Origin of the sequence: Agrobacterium tumefaciens (genome assembly GCF_013337285.1) — a bacterium.
Lineage (GTDB): Bacteria > Pseudomonadota > Alphaproteobacteria > Rhizobiales > Rhizobiaceae > Agrobacterium > Agrobacterium burrii.
Map to the genome: position 1 here is coordinate 101369 of NZ_SUPW01000008.1, position 21010 is coordinate 122378.

19 protein-coding genes are annotated in these 21010 nt (G+C 60.1%); 10 read left to right on the forward strand and 9 right to left on the reverse strand.

Translation table 11 applies throughout. The features are described from left to right. Nucleotides 1–156 precede the first annotated feature (156 nt). Complete coding sequence (locus FCH38_RS19560) at nt 157–843, reverse strand: TetR/AcrR family transcriptional regulator (RefSeq protein WP_149899099.1); 687 nt, start codon at nt 841–843, stop codon at nt 157–159. Between the two features lie 159 nt (nt 844–1002). On the opposite strand from FCH38_RS19560, the gene FCH38_RS19565 reads away from it, so the two are divergent. The 7 genes from FCH38_RS19565 to FCH38_RS19595 all read left to right on the forward strand — a co-directional run bounded on the left by FCH38_RS19565 (nt 1003) and on the right by FCH38_RS19595 (nt 10016). Continuing rightward, nucleotides 1003–2205 carry an HlyD family secretion protein gene (locus FCH38_RS19565; protein WP_174374828.1) on the forward strand — a complete coding sequence of 401 codons (1203 nt, stop codon included), beginning with the start codon at nt 1003–1005 and terminating at the stop codon, nt 2203–2205. 21 nt (nt 2206–2226) lie between these two features. Beyond that, the gene (locus tag FCH38_RS19570; RefSeq protein ID WP_149899097.1) at nt 2227–3810 is read left to right on the forward strand and encodes a DHA2 family efflux MFS transporter permease subunit; all 1584 of its coding nucleotides are present in this window, start codon (nt 2227–2229) and stop codon (nt 3808–3810) included. A gap of 348 nt (nt 3811–4158) precedes the next feature. Then, nucleotides 4159–5181, forward strand: a complete 1023-nt coding sequence (locus FCH38_RS19575; protein ID WP_153516603.1) for a LacI family DNA-binding transcriptional regulator — start codon at nt 4159–4161, stop codon at nt 5179–5181. A gap of 105 nt (nt 5182–5286) precedes the next feature. Continuing rightward, the gene (xylB, locus tag FCH38_RS19580) at nt 5287–6741 is read left to right on the forward strand and encodes a xylulokinase (RefSeq protein ID WP_153516671.1); all 1455 of its coding nucleotides are present in this window, start codon (nt 5287–5289) and stop codon (nt 6739–6741) included. A 238-nt stretch (nt 6742–6979) separates the two neighbouring features. After that, entirely contained in the window at nt 6980–8290 is a 1311-nt protein-coding gene (gene xylA, locus FCH38_RS19585) for a xylose isomerase (protein ID WP_153516602.1), read from the forward strand. Nucleotides 8291–8663: 373 nt separating this feature from the next. Then, on the forward strand, nt 8664–9362 hold the full coding sequence (locus FCH38_RS19590; protein WP_149899094.1) for an OmpW/AlkL family protein: 699 nt from the start codon (nt 8664–8666) through the stop codon (nt 9360–9362). Nucleotides 9363–9572: 210 nt separating this feature from the next. Further along, complete coding sequence (locus FCH38_RS19595) at nt 9573–10016, forward strand: glyoxalase superfamily protein (protein WP_153516601.1); 444 nt, start codon at nt 9573–9575, stop codon at nt 10014–10016. A 71-nt stretch (nt 10017–10087) separates the two neighbouring features. Here FCH38_RS19595 and FCH38_RS19600 read toward each other — a convergent pair whose 3' ends face one another. From FCH38_RS19600 to ugpB, 4 genes are all read right to left on the reverse strand, one after another. After that, nucleotides 10088–11149, reverse strand: coding sequence for a sn-glycerol-3-phosphate import ATP-binding protein UgpC (locus FCH38_RS19600; protein WP_174374829.1), 1062 nt, complete (start codon nt 11147–11149; stop codon nt 10088–10090). Further along, nucleotides 11149–11997: a sn-glycerol-3-phosphate ABC transporter permease UgpE gene (gene ugpE / locus FCH38_RS19605; RefSeq protein ID WP_149899091.1), complete on the reverse strand. Its 849-nt coding sequence runs from the start codon at nt 11995–11997 to the stop codon at nt 11149–11151. The genes FCH38_RS19600 and ugpE overlap by 1 nt, the downstream gene beginning before the upstream one ends. A gap of 10 nt (nt 11998–12007) precedes the next feature. Further along, a complete protein-coding gene (gene ugpA / locus FCH38_RS19610) occupies nt 12008–12889 on the reverse strand; it encodes a sn-glycerol-3-phosphate ABC transporter permease UgpA (RefSeq protein WP_035228177.1) in 882 nt (293 codons plus the stop codon). Nucleotides 12890–12958: 69 nt separating this feature from the next. Beyond that, complete coding sequence (ugpB, locus tag FCH38_RS19615) at nt 12959–14269, reverse strand: sn-glycerol-3-phosphate ABC transporter substrate-binding protein UgpB (RefSeq protein ID WP_174374878.1); 1311 nt, start codon at nt 14267–14269, stop codon at nt 12959–12961. Between the two features lie 361 nt (nt 14270–14630). Here ugpB and FCH38_RS19620 point away from each other — a divergent pair, with 361 nt between their 5' ends. The 3 genes from FCH38_RS19620 (at nt 14631) to FCH38_RS19630 (ending at nt 16539) form a co-directional block, all read left to right on the forward strand. Continuing rightward, the gene (locus tag FCH38_RS19620; protein WP_174374830.1) at nt 14631–15737 is read left to right on the forward strand and encodes a CobW family GTP-binding protein; all 1107 of its coding nucleotides are present in this window, start codon (nt 14631–14633) and stop codon (nt 15735–15737) included. Further along, nucleotides 15734–16003: a hypothetical protein gene (locus FCH38_RS19625; RefSeq protein WP_174374831.1), complete on the forward strand. Its 270-nt coding sequence runs from the start codon at nt 15734–15736 to the stop codon at nt 16001–16003. Before FCH38_RS19620 ends, FCH38_RS19625 begins: the two co-directional genes overlap by 4 nt. A 98-nt stretch (nt 16004–16101) precedes the next feature. Next, nucleotides 16102–16539 (forward strand): YqaA family protein, encoded by a 438-nt coding sequence (locus FCH38_RS19630; protein ID WP_149899088.1) that lies wholly within the window; start codon nt 16102–16104, stop codon nt 16537–16539. A gap of 62 nt (nt 16540–16601) precedes the next feature. Here FCH38_RS19630 and FCH38_RS19635 read toward each other — a convergent pair whose 3' ends face one another. The 4 genes from FCH38_RS19635 to FCH38_RS19650 are packed head-to-tail and all read right to left on the reverse strand — an operon-like array spanning nt 16602 to nt 20901. After that, the gene (locus tag FCH38_RS19635; RefSeq protein ID WP_174374832.1) at nt 16602–17336 is read right to left on the reverse strand and encodes a FadR/GntR family transcriptional regulator; all 735 of its coding nucleotides are present in this window, start codon (nt 17334–17336) and stop codon (nt 16602–16604) included. Nucleotides 17337–17354: 18 nt separating this feature from the next. Further along, complete coding sequence (gene yjfF / locus FCH38_RS19640) at nt 17355–18335, reverse strand: galactofuranose ABC transporter, permease protein YjfF (RefSeq protein ID WP_174374833.1); 981 nt, start codon at nt 18333–18335, stop codon at nt 17355–17357. Next, entirely contained in the window at nt 18332–19375 is a 1044-nt protein-coding gene (locus tag FCH38_RS19645) for an ABC transporter permease (protein ID WP_174374879.1), read from the reverse strand. Before FCH38_RS19645 ends, yjfF begins: the two co-directional genes overlap by 4 nt. Next, complete coding sequence (locus FCH38_RS19650) at nt 19375–20901, reverse strand: sugar ABC transporter ATP-binding protein (RefSeq protein ID WP_174374834.1); 1527 nt, start codon at nt 20899–20901, stop codon at nt 19375–19377. Before FCH38_RS19650 ends, FCH38_RS19645 begins: the two co-directional genes overlap by 1 nt. Nucleotides 20902–21010: the final 109 nt, after the last annotated feature.

The window sequence follows — 21010 nt, forward strand, 5'->3', positions numbered from 1 at the left end:
AGGCCACCCGAACATTCGGTGGATGAGATTTATAGCGCATGACGCGAGAAACAAGCGGCTAATGGCTGTGATGAGCCGGATTTCACCGAAATTTCACGCAAAAGGCGCATTGGCGCCGTGCCGTTGCCGGTCCGCTCACCTCGTTGCTGAATGAACTCAGGCCTTGTCGGTTCCGTAAGCCGCCATGAATACGTTGATGGCGCTGGCGATCACCCGGTTCAGTTCTTCTTCCGGCACCGGGCCGTCCAGTTCCCCAAACAGGCGCAGTTTGAAGAAGGTGCCGGTGGCGAGTTCGATATATTGCCGGGCAGCCAGTTCGGGGTCATCCACCTTCAGATGGCCGATTTCGACCTGATGTTCGATGAAATCCAGAAGCACCGTGCGCACATTGTTGGGCGCGGAGAGGAAAAAGCGCTGCGCCAGCTTCGGCATGCGGTCGAGAACGCCGATCACCGAACGCATGGCGGGGATCATGTCGGAACAGATCATCTTGTTGGCAAAGGCCTTGCCGAATTGTTCCAGCCCCTCGCGCACCTCTTCGGTGCCCTCAAGAATATGGCGCATGGAGATGGCAAATTCGTTGCGGTGATGGTCGACAAGCGCAACGAACAAATCTTCCTTGTTGGAAAAATAGACGTATATGGTTCCCTTGGAGACACCCGCTTCCCGGGTGATGTCGTTCATGCTGGCGGCGTCGAAACCCTTGCGTTTGAACACGCGCCAGGCCCCCGCGAGAATTTGTTCGCGTTTGGCCGGGTCTTCCCCTGCCGCAAACCGACCCGCCGCATTCCCCGCGCAGCACGTTTCCAACTCCAGCTCCGTATCCATGTCTTCCCCTGCCATCGCTCCCGCCTCCTAGTACCACAATGGCGTAAAAAAAATTAACCAGACGTCGAACCAATCGGTTCGATAGCACTTGATATGTGTCAGGAAAGAGATTATGTCAATCGAACCGAACGGTTCAGTTCGAAAATTTTTCTTCAATTATCACGGTATACTCTCATGTCGGCCCAGAAGAATAGCGCGGTTCGCGCCGTCAACGATGCGGAAGAGGCGGACATCTCCGCCAAGGCCGAGACCTCTCCGGCAAAGCCGGCAGACGCCCCACCGCAACAGCCGCCCCAGGTAACCGCCGCACCGAAGCAGAAGAAGCGTTCGAAGCTTCTTCCTGTCATCGCCATCGCTGCTCTCGCCGGTGCCGGCTGGTACGGTTACAACTGGTGGATCGATGGCCGTTTCATGGTCTCGACTGATGATGCCTATATAGAAGGTGACATCGCCGTCATCGCGCCCAAGGTGTCGGGTTACGTTGCCAAGGTCAATGTGGTCGAAAACCAGGAAGTCAAGGCGGGCGATCCGCTTGTGACACTCGACGATGGCGACTACCGCATCGCGCTCGATCAGGCCGAGGCGCAGATCCGCACCGAGGAACTGTCGCTGAAGCGTATCGATGCGCAGATCATCGGCGGCGAAGCCTCGCAGGAACAGGCCGTTGCCCAGAAGGGTGCGCTGGATGCCGCCCTTCGCGGTGCCGAAATCACCCAGAAGCGCGCCAGCGAATTGCAGGCGAAGGACGTCGGCACCGTTGCCGCTTCCGACAATGCGCAGGTCGCACTTGATCAGGCACGAGCGAATGTCGTGGCCGGCGACGCGGCGATTTCGTCGGCAAAAGCCAATGTCGAACTTCTGCGCGCCCAGCGCGAGGAGGCCGAAAGCACCATCCGCTCGCTTGAACTTTCCCGTGACAAGGCCGCTCGCGACCTGTCCTTCACCGTGCTGAAGGCGCCTTATGACGGCGTCATCGGCAATCTGGCGGTGCAGACCGGCGACCTCGTCTCGGTGGGCAAGCGTCTGGCGTCGCTGGTGCCGATGAACGAGCTTTATATCGATGCCAATTTCAAGGAAACGCAGCTGGCCAGCGTGGTGCCCGGCTCGAAGGTGCGCGTCCATGTCGATGCCTTTGACGATGCGACCATTGAAGGCACGGTGCAGTCGATCTCGCCCGGTTCTGGCTCGGTCTTCTCGATGCTGCCGCCGGAAAATGCCACGGGCAACTTCACCAAGGTCATCCAGCGCGTGCCGGTGCGGATCGTCTTCTCGAAGGACGATCTTGCCAGGCACAATCTGCGTGCGGGCCTGAGCGTCGTCGTTGATGTCGACACGCGCACGGCGCCTGAAAATACGAAAACGGCGCAAGCCAAGTAAAGCGTCGTCGAGGGCAAGATCATGGCGGCTACGGTTGTCGGTACGGGCGGGGCATCTGTCCCCGTCGATCCTCCGATGGACAGGCGCAGGCTCATCGCGTTTTTCGCGATGGTCTTCGGCATGTTCATGTCCATTCTCGATATTCAGATCGTTTCCGCCTCGCTGGCGGAAATTCAGGCCGGCCTCGGTGCGGGCTCAGATGAGATCGCCTGGGTGCAGACCTCCTATCTGATCGCCGAAGTCATCATGATTCCGCTGTCGGGCACGCTGGCGCGCATCCTGTCCACGCGCGTGCTCTTCGCCACCTGTGCGGCGGGCTTTACGATTTCGAGCGCGCTCTGCGCCACCGCCACCAATATCGACCAGATGATCGTCTATCGGGCGATACAGGGCTTTATCGGCGGCGGCATGATCCCCTCCGTCTTCGCGGCCGCCTTCACGATCTTCCCGCCGTCGAAGCGCTCCGTCGTCTCGCCGATCATCGGTCTGGTCGCCACGCTTGCGCCGACCATCGGCCCGACGGTCGGCGGTTATCTCTCCAATGCCTTTTCCTGGCACTGGCTGTTCCTCGTCAACATCATTCCCGGCATCATCGTCACCATCCTGACCTGGAGCCTGATCGATTTCGACAAGCCGGAACACTCGCTCTGGAAGAAGTTCGACTGGTGGGGGCTGATCTCCATGGGGGTCTTCCTCGGCTCGCTGGAATATGTGCTGGAAGAGGGCAACAACAAGGACTGGTTCAACGATGAACGTATCGTCATTGGATCCGTCGCCATGGTCATCGGTGCGGTGGTGTTCTTCTGGCGCGCCTTCAAGGTGGAATTCCCGGTCGTCGATATCCGCGCCTTCGCCGACCGAAACTTCTCCATCGGCTCGCTGTTTTCCTTCGTCATGGGCATCGGGCTTTACGGGCTGACCTATCTCTACCCGCTCTATCTCGGTCGGGTGAGGGGATATGATGCGCTGATGATCGGCGAGACCATGTTCGTCTCCGGCCTTGCCATGTTCTTCACCGCGCCGATCGCCGGCAAGGTCTCCACCAAGCTCGACCCGCGGGCAATGATGGCCATCGGCTTCATCAGCTTCGGCTGCGGTACGTGGATCATGACCTATGTGACGACCGACTGGGACTTCTATGAATTGCTGATCCCGCAGATCCTGCGCGGTTTCGGGCTGATGATGTGCATGGTGCCGATCAACAACATCGCGCTCGGCACGCTGCCGCCTGCCCGCATCCGCAATGCGTCGGGCCTGTTCAACCTCACCCGTAACCTTGGCGGTGCGGTTGGCCTTGCCGTCATCAACACCATGCTGTCGCAGCGCACCGACGATCATTATGTGCGGCTGGCGGAACATATCAGCTACTCCAATCCGCAGGCGCTGGAGTGGCTGAACAATGTCGGTGCAAACTATGATTCCTACGGGCTGGACGGCGCATCCGTCGCGATCAAGAAACTGGTCGGCATGGTCTCGCAGCAGGCATGGATCCTGGCCTTCGCGGATGTGTTTTTCGCGCTGACGCTTTTGTTCGGCAGCCTGATCTTCATGACGATCCTGATCCAGAAACCCAAGGCAGCGCCGCCGCCAGACGCGGCGCACTAAAAAAATCCCCTCCCATCCACCGCAGAGCTGGGGCCGTCGAAAATGACGGCCCCTTTTTTTGCCTGCTGGCTCAGTGGGGCGAGCGGTCGCCGCTTGTTTCTTCTCCCCGAGGGGGAGAAGTCCGCAGCAGCGGGATGAGGGGGCAAGGGTACTGTCAATCGCGAACGTTGCCCCCTCATCCGACCCTTCGGGCCACCTTCTCCCCCTCGGGGAGAAGAAATGCGCGGCACCGTTTTGCGAAGAGCCACTCAACCCGATACCGCCTTTCGACGAAATATGAGGTACGTACATCATTTTTCGGTTTACCTCGACCCCAAAGCTGGATATTCAAAGGCGAGGGGAGGAGCCATGAAGCCGACAGTTCATGATATTGCCGAGCGCGCGGGCGTCAGTCTCGCCACCATCGACCGGGTGCTGAACATGCGTCCGGGCGTTCATGCCGCCACCCGCGCCCGCGTGGAGGCGGCGATTGCCGAGCTTGGTTATGTGCGCGATATCGCCGCCGCCAATCTGGCCAAGGGCCGTAATTATTCGCTGGTCTTCATCCTGCCGGGCAATGACAATTCCTTCATGGCGACGCTGAGGGCCGAGGTGCGGGCTGCCGCCTCCCGCTCCCATCTGGAGCGCACGGCGATCCGCATCATAGAGGTGCCGCCCTTTAATGCCGCAGCACTGACCGAGGCCCTGGAAGTGGCGCGACGGGAAAAGCCGTCGGGTGTGGCTTTCGTCGCCACCGATTCGCAAGATGTGGCGGAAGCCGCCGACCGGCTGGCGGAAGACGGCATCGCCACGGTGACGCTGGTTTCCGATCTTTCCGGCTCGCGCCGCGACCACTATGCCGGTGTCGACAATGCCGCGGCGGGACGCACGGCGGCGAGCCTGATGGGACGTTTCCTCTCCAGCCGTGGCGGCGATATCGCTGTTGTCGCCGGTTCCATGCTGGTGCGCGACCATCGCGAACGTCTGGAAGGTTTTCGCGCCGTCATCGAAGCCGAATTTCCGCAATTGCGGCTTCTGCCGGTGCTGGAGGGCAAGGATGATCCGGCAACCGTCGAGGCGCTGGTCGCCGGAGCGCTCGGCAATGCTGCGCTGTCAGGCATCTACAGTCTCGGCGCCGGCAATCGCGGCCTCATCCGGGCGCTCAGAGCTTTGGATGGCGAAAGGCCGCTGTCTGTCATCGCCCACGAACTGACGGAAAACACCGCCAATGCGCTGCGGGAAGGCGTGCTCGACGCCGTGCTCAACCAGGATGCCGGTCATGAGGTGCGCAGCGCGATGCGCGTATTGAAGGCCCGCGCCGATGGCCAGCCGGTCATCGCCGCGCAGGAACGTATCCGTATCGACATATTCCTCAGGGACAATCTGCCCTGACGAGAGCATTTCCAGGAAAAGTGGCCGCCGGTTTTCCGTCCGGAAATGCGGTAACTTTTAAAAAACGCTGAAAGTGGCGCATGGAGCGCCGGAATGGAGAAATACATGTATCTCGGTCTCGATCTTGGCACTTCAGGCATCAAAGCCCTGCTGATGGATGGCGATCAGAAGATTGTCGGTTCGGCCAATGGTTCGCTGGAGGTTTCGCGTCCGCATCATGGCTGGTCGGAACAGGATCCGGCCGACTGGATCGCCGCCGCGAAAACCGCCGTCGCCGGCCTGAAGCAGAAATTCCCGAAGGAGCTTGCCGCGGTGAAGGGCATCGGCCTTTCCGGCCAGATGCACGGCGCGACGCTTGTGGATGCGGCCGGCAAGGTGCTGCGCCCCTGCATTCTGTGGAACGACACGCGTTCCCATGCCGAGGCTGCCGCACTGGACGCCGATCCACGTTTCCGCAAGATAACAGGCAATATCGTCTTCCCTGGCTTCACCGCGCCAAAGCTTGCGTGGGTGGCGAAGAACGAGCCTGAAATCTTCGCGAAAGTGGCGAAGGTGCTGCTGCCGAAGGATTATCTCCGTCTGTGGCTGACGGGCGAATATATCTCGGAAATGTCCGACTCCGCCGGCACCTCGTGGCTGGATACCGGTGCACGTAAATGGTCTTCCGAACTTCTCGCCGCCACCGGCCTTGATGAAAAACACATGCCGTCGCTGGTGGAAGGTACGGATGAGGCGGGCGTGCTTCGCTCTGAACTTGCTGCTGAATGGGGCATTTCCGGCCGCACCGTGGTAGCCGGTGGCGCGGGTGACAATGCCGCTTCCGCCTGCGGCATGGGCACGGTGAAGGAAGGCCATGCTTTCGTCTCGCTCGGCACATCAGGCGTGCTCTTCGCCGCCAACGCCTCCTATCTGCCGAAGCCGGAAAGCGCCGTGCATGCCTTCTGCCATGCGCTGCCCAACACCTGGCACCAGATGGGCGTCATCCTCTCCGCCACCGATGCGCTGAACTGGTATTCGCGCCTCACCGGGCAATCCGCCGCCGATCTGACCAGCGAACTGGGAGAGGCGCTGCTTGCGCCGACCGGCGTTACCTTCGCGCCTTATCTCTCCGGCGAGCGCACGCCGCATAATGACGCGGCCATTCGCGGCTCCTTCATAGGTCTTTCGCATGAAAGCGACCGTAAGGCGCTGACTCAAGGTGTGCTGGAAGGCGTGACCTTTGCCATCCGCGACAACCTCGAAGCGCTGAAATCTGCCGGCACCTCGATTTCGCGGGTTACCGCCATCGGCGGCGGTTCGCGTTCGGCCTATTGGCTGGCGTCGATCGCTACCTCGCTCGGTGTGCCGGTGGATATTCCGGCGGAAGGTGATTTCGGTGCGGCCTTCGGTGCTGCCCGTCTTGGTCTCATTGCTGCGACCGGGGCCGACCCGGTTGCCGTTTGCTCACAGCCGGAGACGGCGCGGACGATTGAGCCGGTGGCTGATCTGGCTGGGGCCTATGAGGAGGCTTATCGGCGGTATCACGCGCTTTATCCGGCTATTCGGGCGCTTTCGCATTGAGGCTTCGAGTTCGCCGCTCACCCCCCTCTGTCCTGCCGGACATCTCCCCCTCAAGGGGGGAGATCAGCAGGACGCGATCTCTCGCTCCATCTTCAACCTCGCGTGAGGACAAGACGTAACCACGAGTCGATCTCCCCCCTTGAGGGGGAGATGTCCGGCAGGACAGAGGGGGGTGAGCGGCGCACGCCAACCCTGAAATTTCAGAACACCATCTAAACCCACCACAGGAGGACCCACCATGAGCACAGGTTTTTTCGGCGATATCGCCAAAATCAAATATGAAGGCCCCGACAGCACCAACCCACTGGCCTTCCGCCATTATAACCCCGATGAAATCGTCGCCGGCAAGCGCATGGAAGACCACCTGCGTTTCGCGGTGGCCTACTGGCACACCTTCACCTGGCCGGGCGGCGACCCCTTCGGCGGCCAGACGTTTGAGCGTCCGTGGTTCGAAGACACCATGCAGGCTGCGAAGCTGAAGGCCGATGTGGCTTTCGAATTCTTCTCGCTGCTCGGTTCGCCATTTTATTGCTTCCATGACGCCGATGTGCGCCCGGAAGGCAAAAACTTTGCTGAGAACACGAAGAACCTCAACGAAATCGTTGATTATTTTGCCGAAAAGCAGGCCCAGACTGGCGTGAAGCTCCTGTGGGGCACGGCGAACCTGTTCTCCAACCGGCGTTTCATGTCCGGTGCGGCAACCAATCCGGACCCGGATGTCTTCGCTTTCTCCGCCGCCACGGTGAAGACCTGCATGGATGCCACCAAGAAGCTCGGCGGCGCGAACTACGTTCTGTGGGGCGGCCGCGAAGGTTACGAGACCCTGCTCAACACCGATCTGTCGCGTGAACTCGACCAGCTGGGCCGATTCCTCAATCTGGTAGTGGAATATAAATACAAGATCGGCTTTGAGGGCACGATCCTGATCGAGCCGAAACCGCAGGAGCCGACCAAGCACCAATACGACTATGACGTCGCCACCGTTTATGCCTTCCTGCAGAAAAACGGGCTGGAAAAGGAAGTGAAGGTCAATATCGAGCAGGGCCATGCCATCCTTGCCGGCCATTCCTTCGAGCATGAGCTGGCCATGGCCAATGCCTTCGGCATTTTCGGTTCCATCGACATGAACCGCAACGATTACCAGTCCGGCTGGGATACCGACCAGTTCCCCAACAACGTGCCGGAAATGGCGCTCGCCTATTACCACGTTCTTGCCGGTGGCGGCTTCAAGAATGGCGGCACCAATTTCGATTCCAAGCTGCGTCGTCAGTCTCTCGATCCGCAGGACCTGCTGATCGGTCATATCGGTGGTATGGATTGCTGCGCCCGCGGCCTGAAGGCGGCGGCGAAGATGGTCGAGGACGGCGCGCTGTCGAAGCCGCTGAACGAGCGCTACGCCAAGTGGGATTCCCCCGAGGCCCAGAAGATGCTGCGCGGCGAGTTGAAGCTCGACGAGATTACCGCGCTGGTGGAGCGGGAGGATATCAATCCCGAGCCGAAATCCGGTCGTCAGGAATATCTGGAAAACGTCGTCAATCGTTACGTCTGACGCGCAAGTCCGTTGCTGAAAAAGCGGGGCGGGGGATCATCTCCCGCCTTTTTTGTGCGCTGTCCCATGGCGATTTTGCGCCGGTCTCCCGCCTCCTGCTGTTGCGTAATTGTCACAATCCTCGCCCGTCAGCCGTCTGCACGCCTCAATGCTGCAACGGTTTGATCCATCTCAATCGGTGTCTCCTGCCCTTCGCCATAGTGGCCGTGACGGTCGTGGCAGCGCCAGATTCGCAGCCCACCCTCACCAGCCGTTTTCGGGGTTCCCGGTGACGGCTGTGGCATCGGCAAGCACCGATGCGCCGGTTCGAGAAGGTGAGACGCGCCCTGGGGAATGTCCGAACGGATACAGGCTGCGCTAAAGGAGAGATGGAATGACGAACAGGAACAAAAGAACCGCCTTGCTTGCCAGCGTCGCGGTTAGTGTTGCGGCAATGCTGGTGTCGGCCAATGCCATGGCCGCCGATCTGGCCCCGGCAGCACCGGCGCCCACCGCCGAAGAGGCGATTGCGGCGGCAAGCCCGTGGATGCTGCGCGTGCGCGGTCTCGGCGTCATCACCAATGACAGCGGCAGCGTCGACGGTGTGCCGGGTGCCGGCCTCTCCTATTCCGATACGGTGATCCCGGAACTCGACATCACCTATTTCTTCACGCCGAATTTTGCCGCTGAACTCATTCTCGGCACCACCTATGCCAAGATCAATGGCGAGGGTGTGCTGGCCGGCACGCCGGTCGGCAAGACATGGCTGCTGCCGCCAACGCTGACGCTGCAATATCACTTCACCGATTTCGGCGCCTTCAAGCCCTATATCGGTGCCGGCGTGAACTATTCGCTGTTCTACAACCAGTCCGAACAGCCCGGTTTCAGCAATCTCGATGTCAAGAACAAGCTAGGTGCTGCCGTGCAGGTCGGTTTCGACTATATGCTCGACGAGCATTGGGGCGTGAACTTCGATGTGAAGAAGATCTTCCTGAAGACCGACTGGACCGCCGAACTGGGCGGCACGCCGATCAGCGGCAAGGCGAAGCTCGATCCCTGGCTGATCGGCGCCGGTATCACCTATCGCTTCTGATCCCGGTACGGATTTCAGCGCCGCCTTTGACGGGCGGCGCGTTCTGAGTTATACGGACGCCACGGGCAGAGAGCCCCGGCCGTCCGCAGGCATTTATGCCCCTGGTGAAGCTCTTATCCCTGATAACGGTCATCCCCATGTTTTGCATGTCGTCGATGGCAACGCGGACCCCCTTCGGAAAATTCGGCATGTCAATGTTGGAGAACCGTTATGAACGTGTCCAAACCGCTTCCCGCCCTTGAGGGGCTGAAAGAACAGGCAAAACGCCTGCGCGCCGCCCTTGAAGAACAGGGGCAGGCAATCACCCACTCAAAGGCGCTGGAACTCATCGCCGCGCAATATGGCTTCCGCGACTGGAACACCCTGCACGCAGCAGCCGGCAACCGCCCCGCCTTCAATCCCTATCTTCTGGGTTCCAGGGTGGAAGGCCTTTATCTCGGCCAGCCTTTCGTCGCCTCCGTGCTCGGCGTCCAGGCGCTTGGCGGTGACCCGGAACGCTATCGGCTCACTCTGCATCTGGACGACCCCGTCGACGTCGTGACCTTCGAAAGCTTCTCCGCCTTCCGGCAACGCGTCCACTGCAATATCGATGCCTCCGGCCGCACGGTGGAGAAAACCTCCAACGGCCGGCCGCAGGTGGAGCTGGTGTGGTAGGGAACTGCCGGAGGTTTTAGCGATACCAGAACACCCGCCGAATGGCGGGTGTTCGATTTTCATCGATAAGTTTAAATCCGCTTGCCCGTCGCATCGAACAGATGGAAATCCTTGGCCTGCGCGGCGATCTTCAGCGTTTCGCCGATGCGCAGCTGCGAACGGCCGGGAACGCGGAAGACGATGGTGGTGGCATCGGCGAAGGAGCCGTGCACATAGCTTTCCGCCCCCACCAGTTCCACGGCGTCCACCTGCACGTTGGCGGTGAAGGCGGCATCGGCGGGTTCTGCTTCCGCCAGCGTGATGTCTTCCGGGCGGATGCCAAGCGTGGCGGCGTTTTGCGGTAGTGCTGCGGCGCCATTCACCGACCAGCCGGTCAAGCCATTGGAGGAGGCCGCGGCATGGGCCAGAAGGTTCATGGAGGGTGAGCCGATGAAGGTAGCGACGAAGGTGGTGGCCGGCTTTTCGTAAAGCTCGATCGGCGTGCCCATTTGCTCGATGCGGCCGGCATTCAGCACCACCAGACGGTCGGCGAGCGTCATGGCTTCCATCTGGTCATGGGTGACATAAACACTTGTCGTGGCGAGCGAGCGTTGCAGGCGGCGGATTTCGACGCGCATCTGCACACGCAGCTTGGCATCGAGGTTGGAAAGCGGCTCATCGAACAGGAAGGCGGCCGGCTTACGCACGATGGCGCGGCCCATGGCCACGCGCTGGCGCTGGCCGCCGGAAAGCTGGCGCGGTTTGCGCTCCAGGAACTGTTCGATCTCCAGCGCCTTGGCCGCCTCGGTGATGCGCCGTTCGATCTCTTCCTTCGGCGTGTTGCGGTTCTTCAGGCCATAGGCAAGGTTCTGGCGCACCGTCATATGCGGATAAAGCGCATAATTCTGGAACACCATGGCGATGTCGCGGTCGGAAGGTTCGAGATCGTTGACGACGCGGTCGCCGATGGAGATTTCACCGCCCGATATGCTTTCCAGCCCGGCGATCATGCGCAGCAGCGTGGATTTGCCGCAGCCGGAGGGGCCGACCAGCACGATCATTTCACCATCGGCGATGTCCATCGATACGCCTTTGATCGCATCGACATTGCCGCCATAAACCTTGCGGACGTCTTTCAGCGCAATTTTTGCCATTATTTTTCGGTCTCCACCAAACCTTTGACGAACCAGCGCTGCATCAGCACCACAACCATAACAGGGGGGATGATGGCGAGGATCGCCGTCACCATCACATAATTCCAGGGCGTCGAAGCATCGGTGAAATCCACCATGCGCTTGAGGCCGATGATGATCGTGTTCATCTTGGCGTCGTTGGTGACGAGCAGCGGCCAGAGATACTGGGTCCAGCCATAGATGAACAGGATCACGAAAAGCGCGGCGATATTGGTTCTCGACAGCGGCAGCAGAATATCGCGCATGAAGCGGAACGGACCGGCATTGTCGATACGCGCCGCCTCGACCAGTTCACCGGGAATAGTCAGAAAGAACTGCCGGAACAGGAACGTCGCCGTCGCAGACGCCATCAGCGGCAGCGTCAGTCCCGCATAGGTGTCAATCAGCCCAAGATCGACGATGACCTTGTAGGTGGGCAGGATACGCACCTCCACCGGCAGCATGAGTGTGATGAAGATCATCCAGAAAAAGCCCATGCGGAATGGAAAGCGGAAGAAGACGATGGCGAAGGCAGACAGGAACGAAATGACGATCTTGCCGATGGCGATGGCGAGTGCCACGACGAAGCTGTTGAACAGCAGCCGTTCGAGGCTGACGCCGACCACTCTCTCGACACCGCCGACCATGGCCTCGGTGTAGTTCTCGGTCAGATGGTCGCCGGGCAGCAGCGACATCGGCGGGCGGATAATGTCGTTCGACGTCATGGAAGAGGCGACGAAGGTGTAGTAGATCGGGAAGGCCACAACGATGATGCCGAGAATGAGCATCAGATGGGCGACCATGCGGGCGACCGGGCGATTTTCAATCATTGTGAAATCCTCAGCCGTAGTGCACGCGCTTCTCGACGAAGCGGAACTGGAAGGCGGTGAGCGCAATGACGATCACCATCAGGATGACCGATTGCGCGGCGGAAGAGCCGAGGTTCAGGTTCACGAAGCCATCATTATAGACCTTGTAGACCAGCGTTTCCGTCGCCTTGGCGGGGCCGCCGCCGGTGACGGCATGGATGATGCCGAAGGTGTCGAAGAAGGCGTAAACCGTATTGACGACCAGAAGGAAGAAGGTGGTCGGCGCCAGCAGCGGGAAAACGATGGTCCAGAAGCGCCGCGAACCGCGCGCGCCATCAATGGAGGCCGCTTCCAGCAATGATTTCGGAATTGCCTGCAAGCCTGCGACAAAGAACAGAAAATTATAGCTGATCTGTTTCCACGCAGCGGCTGCGACCACCAGCAGCATGGCCTGATTGCCGTCGAGCAGCGGGTCCCACATGATGCCGTTGCGGCGCAGGATATAAGAGAAAGTTCCCATGGCCGGGTTGAACATGAACAGCCAAAGCATACCTGCCACGGCAGGCGCCACGGCATAGGGCATAATCATCATCGTGCGATAAAACCCCTTGCCGCGCACCACCCGGTCGGCGGCGGTCGCCAGAAGCAGCGCCAGCCCCATGGAGACAAGCGCGGTCAGCACGCTGAAAATCACCGTGACGTGCAGCGAATTGAGGTAGCTTTCATCCGAAAGTACCGCAGAGAAATTGGCCAGACCGACGAAATTGCTGCTCAGCCCGAAGGCGTCCTCGCGCATGGTCGACTGGTAGAGTGCCTGACTTGCCGGCCAGAAAAAGAAGACCACCGTGAGGATGATCTGCGGTGCGACCAGCAGATAGGGCAGGATCTTGTTGGGGAATACGACGCTTTGCACGGCGATCTCCTGATGAAATGGAAACGCCGCCCGCACCTTGTTGGGATGCGGGCGGTGGCAGGGATCGTATTAGTTGCCGGTGGCCTGCTTGATGGCCGCATCACCGCGCGTCACGATCTTGTCGAGTGCGGCCTTCGCGTCCTGCTTGCCGGCCAGCATCGCCTCGAACTCTTCGTTCATGATGTCGCGGACCTGCGGCAGGTTCACGAGGCGAACGCCCTTGGAGTTTTCCGTCGGCGGCTTGCCCATCATCTGCAGTAGCGGCGTTTCGCGGGCAGGGTTCTTGTCGTAGAAGCCGGATTTCTTGGTTTCCTCATAGGCCGCGATCGTCACTGGCATATAGCCGGAGACCTGATGCAGACGAGACTGGATCTTGGTCTGAGAGAGGAAATGGAAAAATTCGGCAACGCCCTTATATTCGGCGTCGCTCTTGCCGCCGAACACCCAGAGGCTGGCGCCGCCGGGAATGGTGTTCTGCGGGCCGTGACCCTCGTAATAGGGCAGTTGGCCAATGCCGTAATTCATGCCGGTCTTGACGATATCGCCGAGACCACCGGAAGATTCGGTCAGGATACCGCATTCGCCGGACATGAACAGCTGCTTGGCTTCCGAGGTGCGGCCGCCATAACGGAAGGTGCCGTCCTTGGCGAGATCGGCAATCGCCTGGAAATGCTCGACGAAGAGCGGCGCATTCACCGCAAGCTTCACATCGGTGCCACCAAGCCCGTTTTCATTGCTGCCATAGGACACGTTGTTCCAGGCGGCGAAGTTTTCGGTCTGGATCCAGGTGAGCCATGTGGAGGTGAAACCGCATTGCGATGCACCGCTGGACTTGATCTTCCTGGCGGCTTCGAAAACTTCGGGCCAGGTCTTCGGCGGGTTGGCCGGGTCAAGGCCTGCCTTCTGGAACGTGTCCTTGTTGTAATAAAGGATCGGTGAGGACGAATTGTAGGGGAAGGACAGCATGGTGCCGTCGGGCTTGGAATAATAGGCGACGATGCCAGCCAGATATTCATCCTTGTTGAAGGTGTAGCCACCTTCCTTCAGCACATCCGCTACCGGCTTGATGGCGCCGGCGGCGCCCATCATCACGCCGGAACCGGCGTCGAAGACCTGAATAATGGCCGGCGGCTGCTTGGCGCGGAAGGCGGCGATGCCGGCATTCAGCGTTTCCGGATAAGTGCCCTTGAACACGGGCGTGATCTTGTAGTCTTTCTGGCTGTCGTTGAACTCTTTCGCAAGCGCGTCCACGACCTCGTTATTGGCGCCGGTCATGGCGTGCCACCACTGGATTTCCGTCGCAGCGAAAGCATTCGATGTGACAAAAAACGAAAGCGCGGATGCCGCAGCGAGGCGGTAGCTGAGTTTTTTCAAGGTGATTCCTCCCATTTTAAAAACAGTAAAAGATACAGCCCCTTATTGCAGCCTATCCTCCTCGATCAAGCTGCGGGCCATCTTTTCTGTATTAGCAGTTGGAATTAAAAACGAACTTTAACGAAAATGCAAGAGCGCGTGGAACGAATAAAACGAAAGTGAAAGAAACGATTTTATTATTCCATTTCCTCTCTCTTATGGTTTTTTCATGCGTCCGAAAGCAGGTGCTCCGGGCTAGATGATTTTCGCAGCCGGGTAACGACAATTGCGTCGAACCGAAAACTCGCGAAACGCTATTGATATGTTATTACATAACATAATAAGTTACCGCTGATTTTATGAGTTCGAAGGTGCGGATGTGTTCGGAATGAAGCGGAAGCAGGCGGTGGCGCGAGGAGACGATTCGGCTGTCTCGCCATCTGTCAGGACAGTGCCGGTGACCCTGCTGACCGGCTTTCTGGGGGCGGGAAAGACCACGTTGCTGAACGAGCTTCTGAACGAACCGGCCATGCTTGACGCCGCCGTCATCGTCAATGAATTCGGATCTGTGCCCATCGATCACGATCTGGTGCGCACCGGCTCGGAACGGTATTTCAGAACCACGACCGGTTGCATCTGCTGCAACGCGACCAGCGATATCCGTACCTCGCTTTACGAATTGCATCAGACCTTTCTGGAGGGGGTGATGCCGGAAATATCGCGTGTCGTTATCGAAACGACGGGACTTGCCGATCCCGCGCCGATCATCAACAGCCTGATTGCCGGCGGCACACCGGCGCTCGGCCTGCGCGACCACATCGTCGCCCGGCACTTTCATCTTTCGGGTGTGGTCACTGTTTTCGACGTCACTTCCGGCCGGGCGATGCTCGACAGTTTCATCGAAGGCTGGAAACAACTTGCCTTTGCCGACCATATTGTCCTGACGAAAACCGACCTTGCCGATGCGACCGCGATGGACCGTGAAGGCCTTACAGACCTCAACCCCGCCGCCCTGTTGCATGACCGCAATGCGGCCGGCTTTGATCTCATGTCGCTTTTTGCAACGAAGAACTACTCGCTACGCGGCAAGCCGGAGGATGTGCCGGGATGGCTGGCGGCCGACAGGCTGAGCCTGCATGCCGGCCATGTCCATGATATCAACCGTCATGGTGTCGGCGTCGAGGCTTTTGATCTCACTTTCGACGGCGCTCTTGATCCGCAGATGATCGTTACCTTTCTCGAGCTCGTCACCAGCAACGTGCATTCCGGCCTGTTGCGGCTGAAAGGTATTTTCCAGGCGACGGACGATCCGGATCGGCCGGTGGTTGCCCACGCCGTGCAGCACCGGCTTTATCCGCTGGCAAGGCTGGAAAGCTGGCCGGATGGCAACCGTGCAACCCGTCTCGTGCTGATCGGCATGGATATGCCGCAACAGCCGATCCGCGATCTTTTCGATACATTGGCCTCGCAGGCGAGGCGAAAGGGTGCTTCATGACCAACCCCCTTGCGCGCAGCGGCTCGGCGATCGTCTCGCAGGCCCGGCTTCTGAAACAATGGGCGCGCAACCTGCTAAATCTGCATGCCGATGACATTGTCACCGTCAGCGAGCTGTCCTGTGCCCTGCCGGATTGCCCTCCACGCGAAACGGTGATCGTCATCCTGCTTGCGTCCGGTGATATCAGGCAATTGTCCATTCACAAGGCGCTGCTGGAGGTGGATCATGACGACATTGTACGCGCCATTGCGGCGAATTCGGCCTGATATCCCCTCAGTGATGTCAGGGGGGTGCTTGACGGTGCGCGCCATCATCCGGCACTTCAGGGGCCGCGGCGGGATTCGCTGGTGATGAAGGGCGGGCAATGGCCGATCTGGCGGTTTATACGGGTTTGTTTCTGACGGCCTTTGTGGCGGCGACTATTCTGCCCATGCAGTCGGAGGCGGCGCTGGCCGGTCTCATCCTCTTGAAATCGCAACCGGTCTGGTTGCTGGTGGCCGTTGCCAGTGTCGGTAATGTGGCCGGTTCCTTCGTCAACTGGCTGCTTGGCCGCGGCATCGAACGGTTCCGGCACAGGCGCTGGTTTCCCGTTGGCGAGGCGGCGCTGCAACGTTCCCAGAACTGGTATCGGCGTTATGGCCGCTGGTCGCTGCTTTTAAGCTGGGCGCCATTGATCGGCGATCCGCTGACGGTTGCGGCCGGCATCATGAAAGAGCCGCTGCCGATCTTCCTGCTGCTGGTCACGGTAGCCAAGGTGGCTCGTTACCTTGTGCTGGCGCTGGTGACGCTGAATTTTCTCTGATTCTTTTCAGGGCGTTAAGGCCCGTTCGTCGCTTCAGAAGACAGGGAAGGCGCAAGCCCTCTTCAGGGCGTCTTGATCGCCTTCTGCGTCCGGTCCTTGCCCACCTCGATCACGTGGCGCATGGCTTTCACGGCGGCATCGGTATCACGCGCGGCGATGGCGTGAACGATGCGCAGGTGGTTGGACGCAATCTCGGCGATGGTGCCGGGCGAGGCGGCCGGTGACGAAAGCTGGAAGGAAATGGCGAGGGCTGCTTCGATCAGCCCGCTTGCCGACCGCATGAAGGGATTGCCGGACATGTGCGCCACGGCAAGGTGGAATTCGAGATCGACCTTGGCGATGCTTTCCGGCGTATGCTTCGGATTGTCGAATTTGGCGGCGATGACGTAAAGGGAAACGATATCATCATTGGAGGCCTGCAGGGCCGCCGCAGCTGCCGCCGCCGGCTCCAGCGCCAGACGGATTTGCGCCAGATGCGTGACGAATTCCTCGTCTATGCCGGCCTCGCAGCGCCAGCCCAACACGTCAGGATCGAAGAAATTCCAGCTTGAGCGGTCAAGAACGCGGGTGCCGACCTTGGCTTTCGGTTCCACCAGCCGTTTGGCCGCCAGCGTCTTCATGGTTTCACGCAGCACGGTGCGCGAAACCCCGAACCGCATGGACAGTTCGGCGTCATTGGGCAGCAGCGAGCCTTCCGCTATTCTGCCCGAGACGATGGCGCTGCCGAGTTCGGAGACCACGTGGGCGTGGCTGTTCCGGCGTTTTCGCCCGCTTATCGTCGTTTCGAGCAGCCCCAAGCAAGCCTCCGTGTGCGGTTATGCCGGGTGTGGCCCGGCCAGTCTCCTGTTTGAATACCAGATGATTGCGCGCTGCAACACGATGAAGACGAAAAGCAGCACGCCAATGACGATTTTCGTCCACCAGGACGACAGCGTTCCGTCAAAAACGATATAGGTCTGGATCAGTCCCTGGATCAGGATGCCGATGAAGGTGCCCGCCACCAGCCCCGTGCCGCCCGTCAGCAGCGTGCCGCCGATGACGACGGCGGCAATGGCGTCCAGCTCCACGCCCACCGTCGCCAGCGAATAACCTGACGAGGTGTAGAGTGTATAGACGATGCCGGCGAGGCCTGACAGGAAACCGGACAGCGCATAGATGCCGATGGTCGTCGCGCCGATCGGCACGCCCATCAGCTCGGCCGATTGCGGGTTGCCGCCCAGCGCATAAACATTGGCGCCAAAGCGGGTGCGGCTGGCGAGCAGCATGCCGGCGGCAAAGACGATGAGCATCAGTATGGCGAGCGCCGTCAGCCTGCCACCTCCGGGAAAGCGGAAATAAAAGCCCTGTATAGCATCGATGAACGGGTGCGATATCGGCACCGACTGCGTCGAGATAAGATAGGCAGCACCACGCGCCAGAAACATGCCCGCCAGTGTCACCACGAAAGGCGGGATCGACAGGAAACGGATCATCGCCCCCATCAGGCAGCCGAACAGCGTCGAGACCACAAGCACGATGGCGAAGGCCAGCAGCGGATGGATATTATAGGTGCCCACCATCACCGCCACGAAGACGCTGGTAAAGGCGATGACCGAACCGATGGAGAGATCGATGCCGCCCGAAAGGATCACGAAGGTCATGCCGACGGCAGCGATGCCGAGAAAGGCGTTGTCGGTCAGAAGATTGCCGATTACCCGCGTCGACAGGATCGCCGGATATTGCAGCACGCAGAGAAGATAGGCGACCACGAAGATCGTCAATGTGGTGAGGAAGGGAAGATTGCGGCTATGGATCATCGCGCGGTTCCTTCCTTGGTCATGCCGTTGGTGGCTGCCGGTTTGGCGTGTGGTTTGGGTGGTCTGACGAAGCCCAGCACCGCCATGATCGCCGGCGATTGCAGCGTCAGCACCACCATGATGATGCCGGCCTTGATGATGAGGTTGAATTCCGGCGGAAAGCCCGAGACCAGAATGCCGGTATTGATGGTCTGGATGATGAGCGCGCCGATCAGCGAGGCGGTGATGGAGAAGCGCCCGCCATTCAGGGAGGTGCCGCCGATCACGACAGCCAATATGGCGTCCAGCTCCAGCCACAGCCCGGCATTGTTGGCATCCGCGCCGCGAATATCGGCGGTCACGATCATGCCGGCGATGGCGGCGCAGAGGCCGGAAACGGCATAGACGAAAAACAGCAGGAAGCGCGCCCGCACACCGGCCAGCGCTGCCGCGCGGCGGTTGATGCCGGTTGCCTCGATCAGAAATCCCAGCGCGCTCTTGCGCACCAGAAGACCGATCAGAAGTGCGGCCGCCAGCCAGATGATGACGGGCAGGGGAATGCCGGCGAAGGAGCCGGAACCGATGGCGGAGAATGTGTCATCGTTGAAGGTGAGAATGACACCTTCAGTGATGAGCTGGGCGATGCCGCGCCCCGCCACCATCAGGATGAGGGTGGCGATGATCGGCTGTATGTCGAGAAGGGCGACCAGCACGCCATTCCACAGGCCGCAGGCAATGCCGACCGCAAGCGAGATGGCGATGACGGAGGGGATGGAGTGGCCGTTGCTGATGAGTGTGGCGGCCACCGCCCCGCAGATGGCGATGACCGCGCCGATCGAAAGATCGATGCCCTTGGTGGCGATGACCAGCGTCATGCCGATGGTCAGGAGCGCCACGGGCGCGGCGCGCACCAGAATATCCACCAGGCTGCCGTAGAGCCGACCGTTCTGGAACGAAACATTGAGAAAGCCCGGCGAAACGATTGTAATCGCGGCCAGAATGACGAAAAGCGCGGCAAGCTGGGGAGCAAGCCTTTTCAGGCGTCGGGTCACAGCCACCATCATGCCGCCTCCGTTTTGGCTGCCGCATCGGCAATTGCCCGCATGATGTTGTCGGCGGTCACGTCGCCGCCCTTCAACTCGCTGACATGGCGACGATCCGAAAGCACGACGACGCGATGCGCCACGGCGGTCAGTTCTTCCAGTTCCGAGGAAATGACGACGAGCGACATGCCTTCGGTACAGAGTTTTTCGATCATTTTCAGAATTTCCGCATGCGCGCCGATATCGATGCCGCGTGTCGGCTCGTCGAGGATCAGCAACCGGGGATGCGTGGCGAGCCAGCGGGCCAGAATGGCCTTCTGCTGGTTGCCGCCGGACAGGAATTTGATCGGCCGGTCGGGATCGGCCGGGCGAATGTCGAGCGACTTGATGAAGCTTTCGGCAAGCTCCACCTTCTGCCTTCGGGAAATGGGCCGCGCCCAGCCCTGCCGGGCCTGAAGGGCGAGCGCGATATTATCGGTGACGGAAAAATCGCCGATGATGCCATCCGTCTTGCGCTCCTCCGGACAGAAGCCGAAACCGGCGGTAATGGCGGCTTCCGGCGAAGAAATCGCCACCGTCTGGCCATCGATGACAGCTTTTCCGGTATCCGGCCTGTCGATGCCGAACAGCAGGAAGGCGGTTTCCGTGCGGCCCGAACCGAGCAGCCCGGCGACGCCGACGATCTCACCGGGGCGGATGCCGAGATCGAAGGGGGCGATGCTGCCGCGTTTGCCGTAACCTTCGAAACGGATCGGCGGTTCGCCCTCGACAACGGTATCTTCGGTCGCCTGATGTTCGTGGGTGATGTGCTGAAGCTCACGGCCGAGCATCATCGAGATCAGTTCGGATCGCGGCAGGCTGCCGATATCGCGGGTGCCGACGAGGCGGCCATTGCGCAGCACCGTCACCCGGTCGGCGATATCATAGACCTGATTGAGGAAGTGGGTGATGATGACGATGCCGATGCCGCGCGCCCGCAGGTTTCTCAAGACCCCGAACAGCATCTCGACCTCATGGGCGTCGAGGCTGGCGGTCGGCTCGTCCAGCACCAGCACCTTGCCGGAAAGATCGACGGCGCGGGCAATGGCGATGATCTGGCGGATGGCGACGGAATAGCTGGAGAGAAGCGCGTTGACGTCAATGGACAGCCCGTATTGGGCAAGCAGCGCCTGCGATTGCTTCTGCATCGTGCTGCGGTCGATCAGTCCGAAGCGGCGCGGCTGGCGTCCGAGAAACAGGTTTTCGGCAACCGTCAGGTTTTCGAGAAGGTTCACCTCCTGATAGACCGTGCCGATGCCCAGCGCCTGCGCTTCGCCGACATTGGCGGGTGAAATCTCGCTACCTTCCAGAAAGATCGAGCCGCTGTCGCGGTGGTAAACTCCGGTCAGGATTTTGATCAACGTCGATTTGCCCGCGCCGTTTTCACCGAGCAGCGCATGGATTTCACCGCGCCCGAGCGAAAAATCGACGCTGTCCAGCGCCGTGATCCCGAGAAAGGATTTACCGATGGCGCGTGCTTCCAGAAGTGGTGCCGTTTCGGACATTAAGCAGGTTCCGTATCGAAATGGGTATCGGTGAAGTGATCGCGTCGGGAGCGGCGGGTTTCTTCTCCCCGCCGGGGAGAAGGTGGCCCGAAGGGTCGGATGAGGGGGC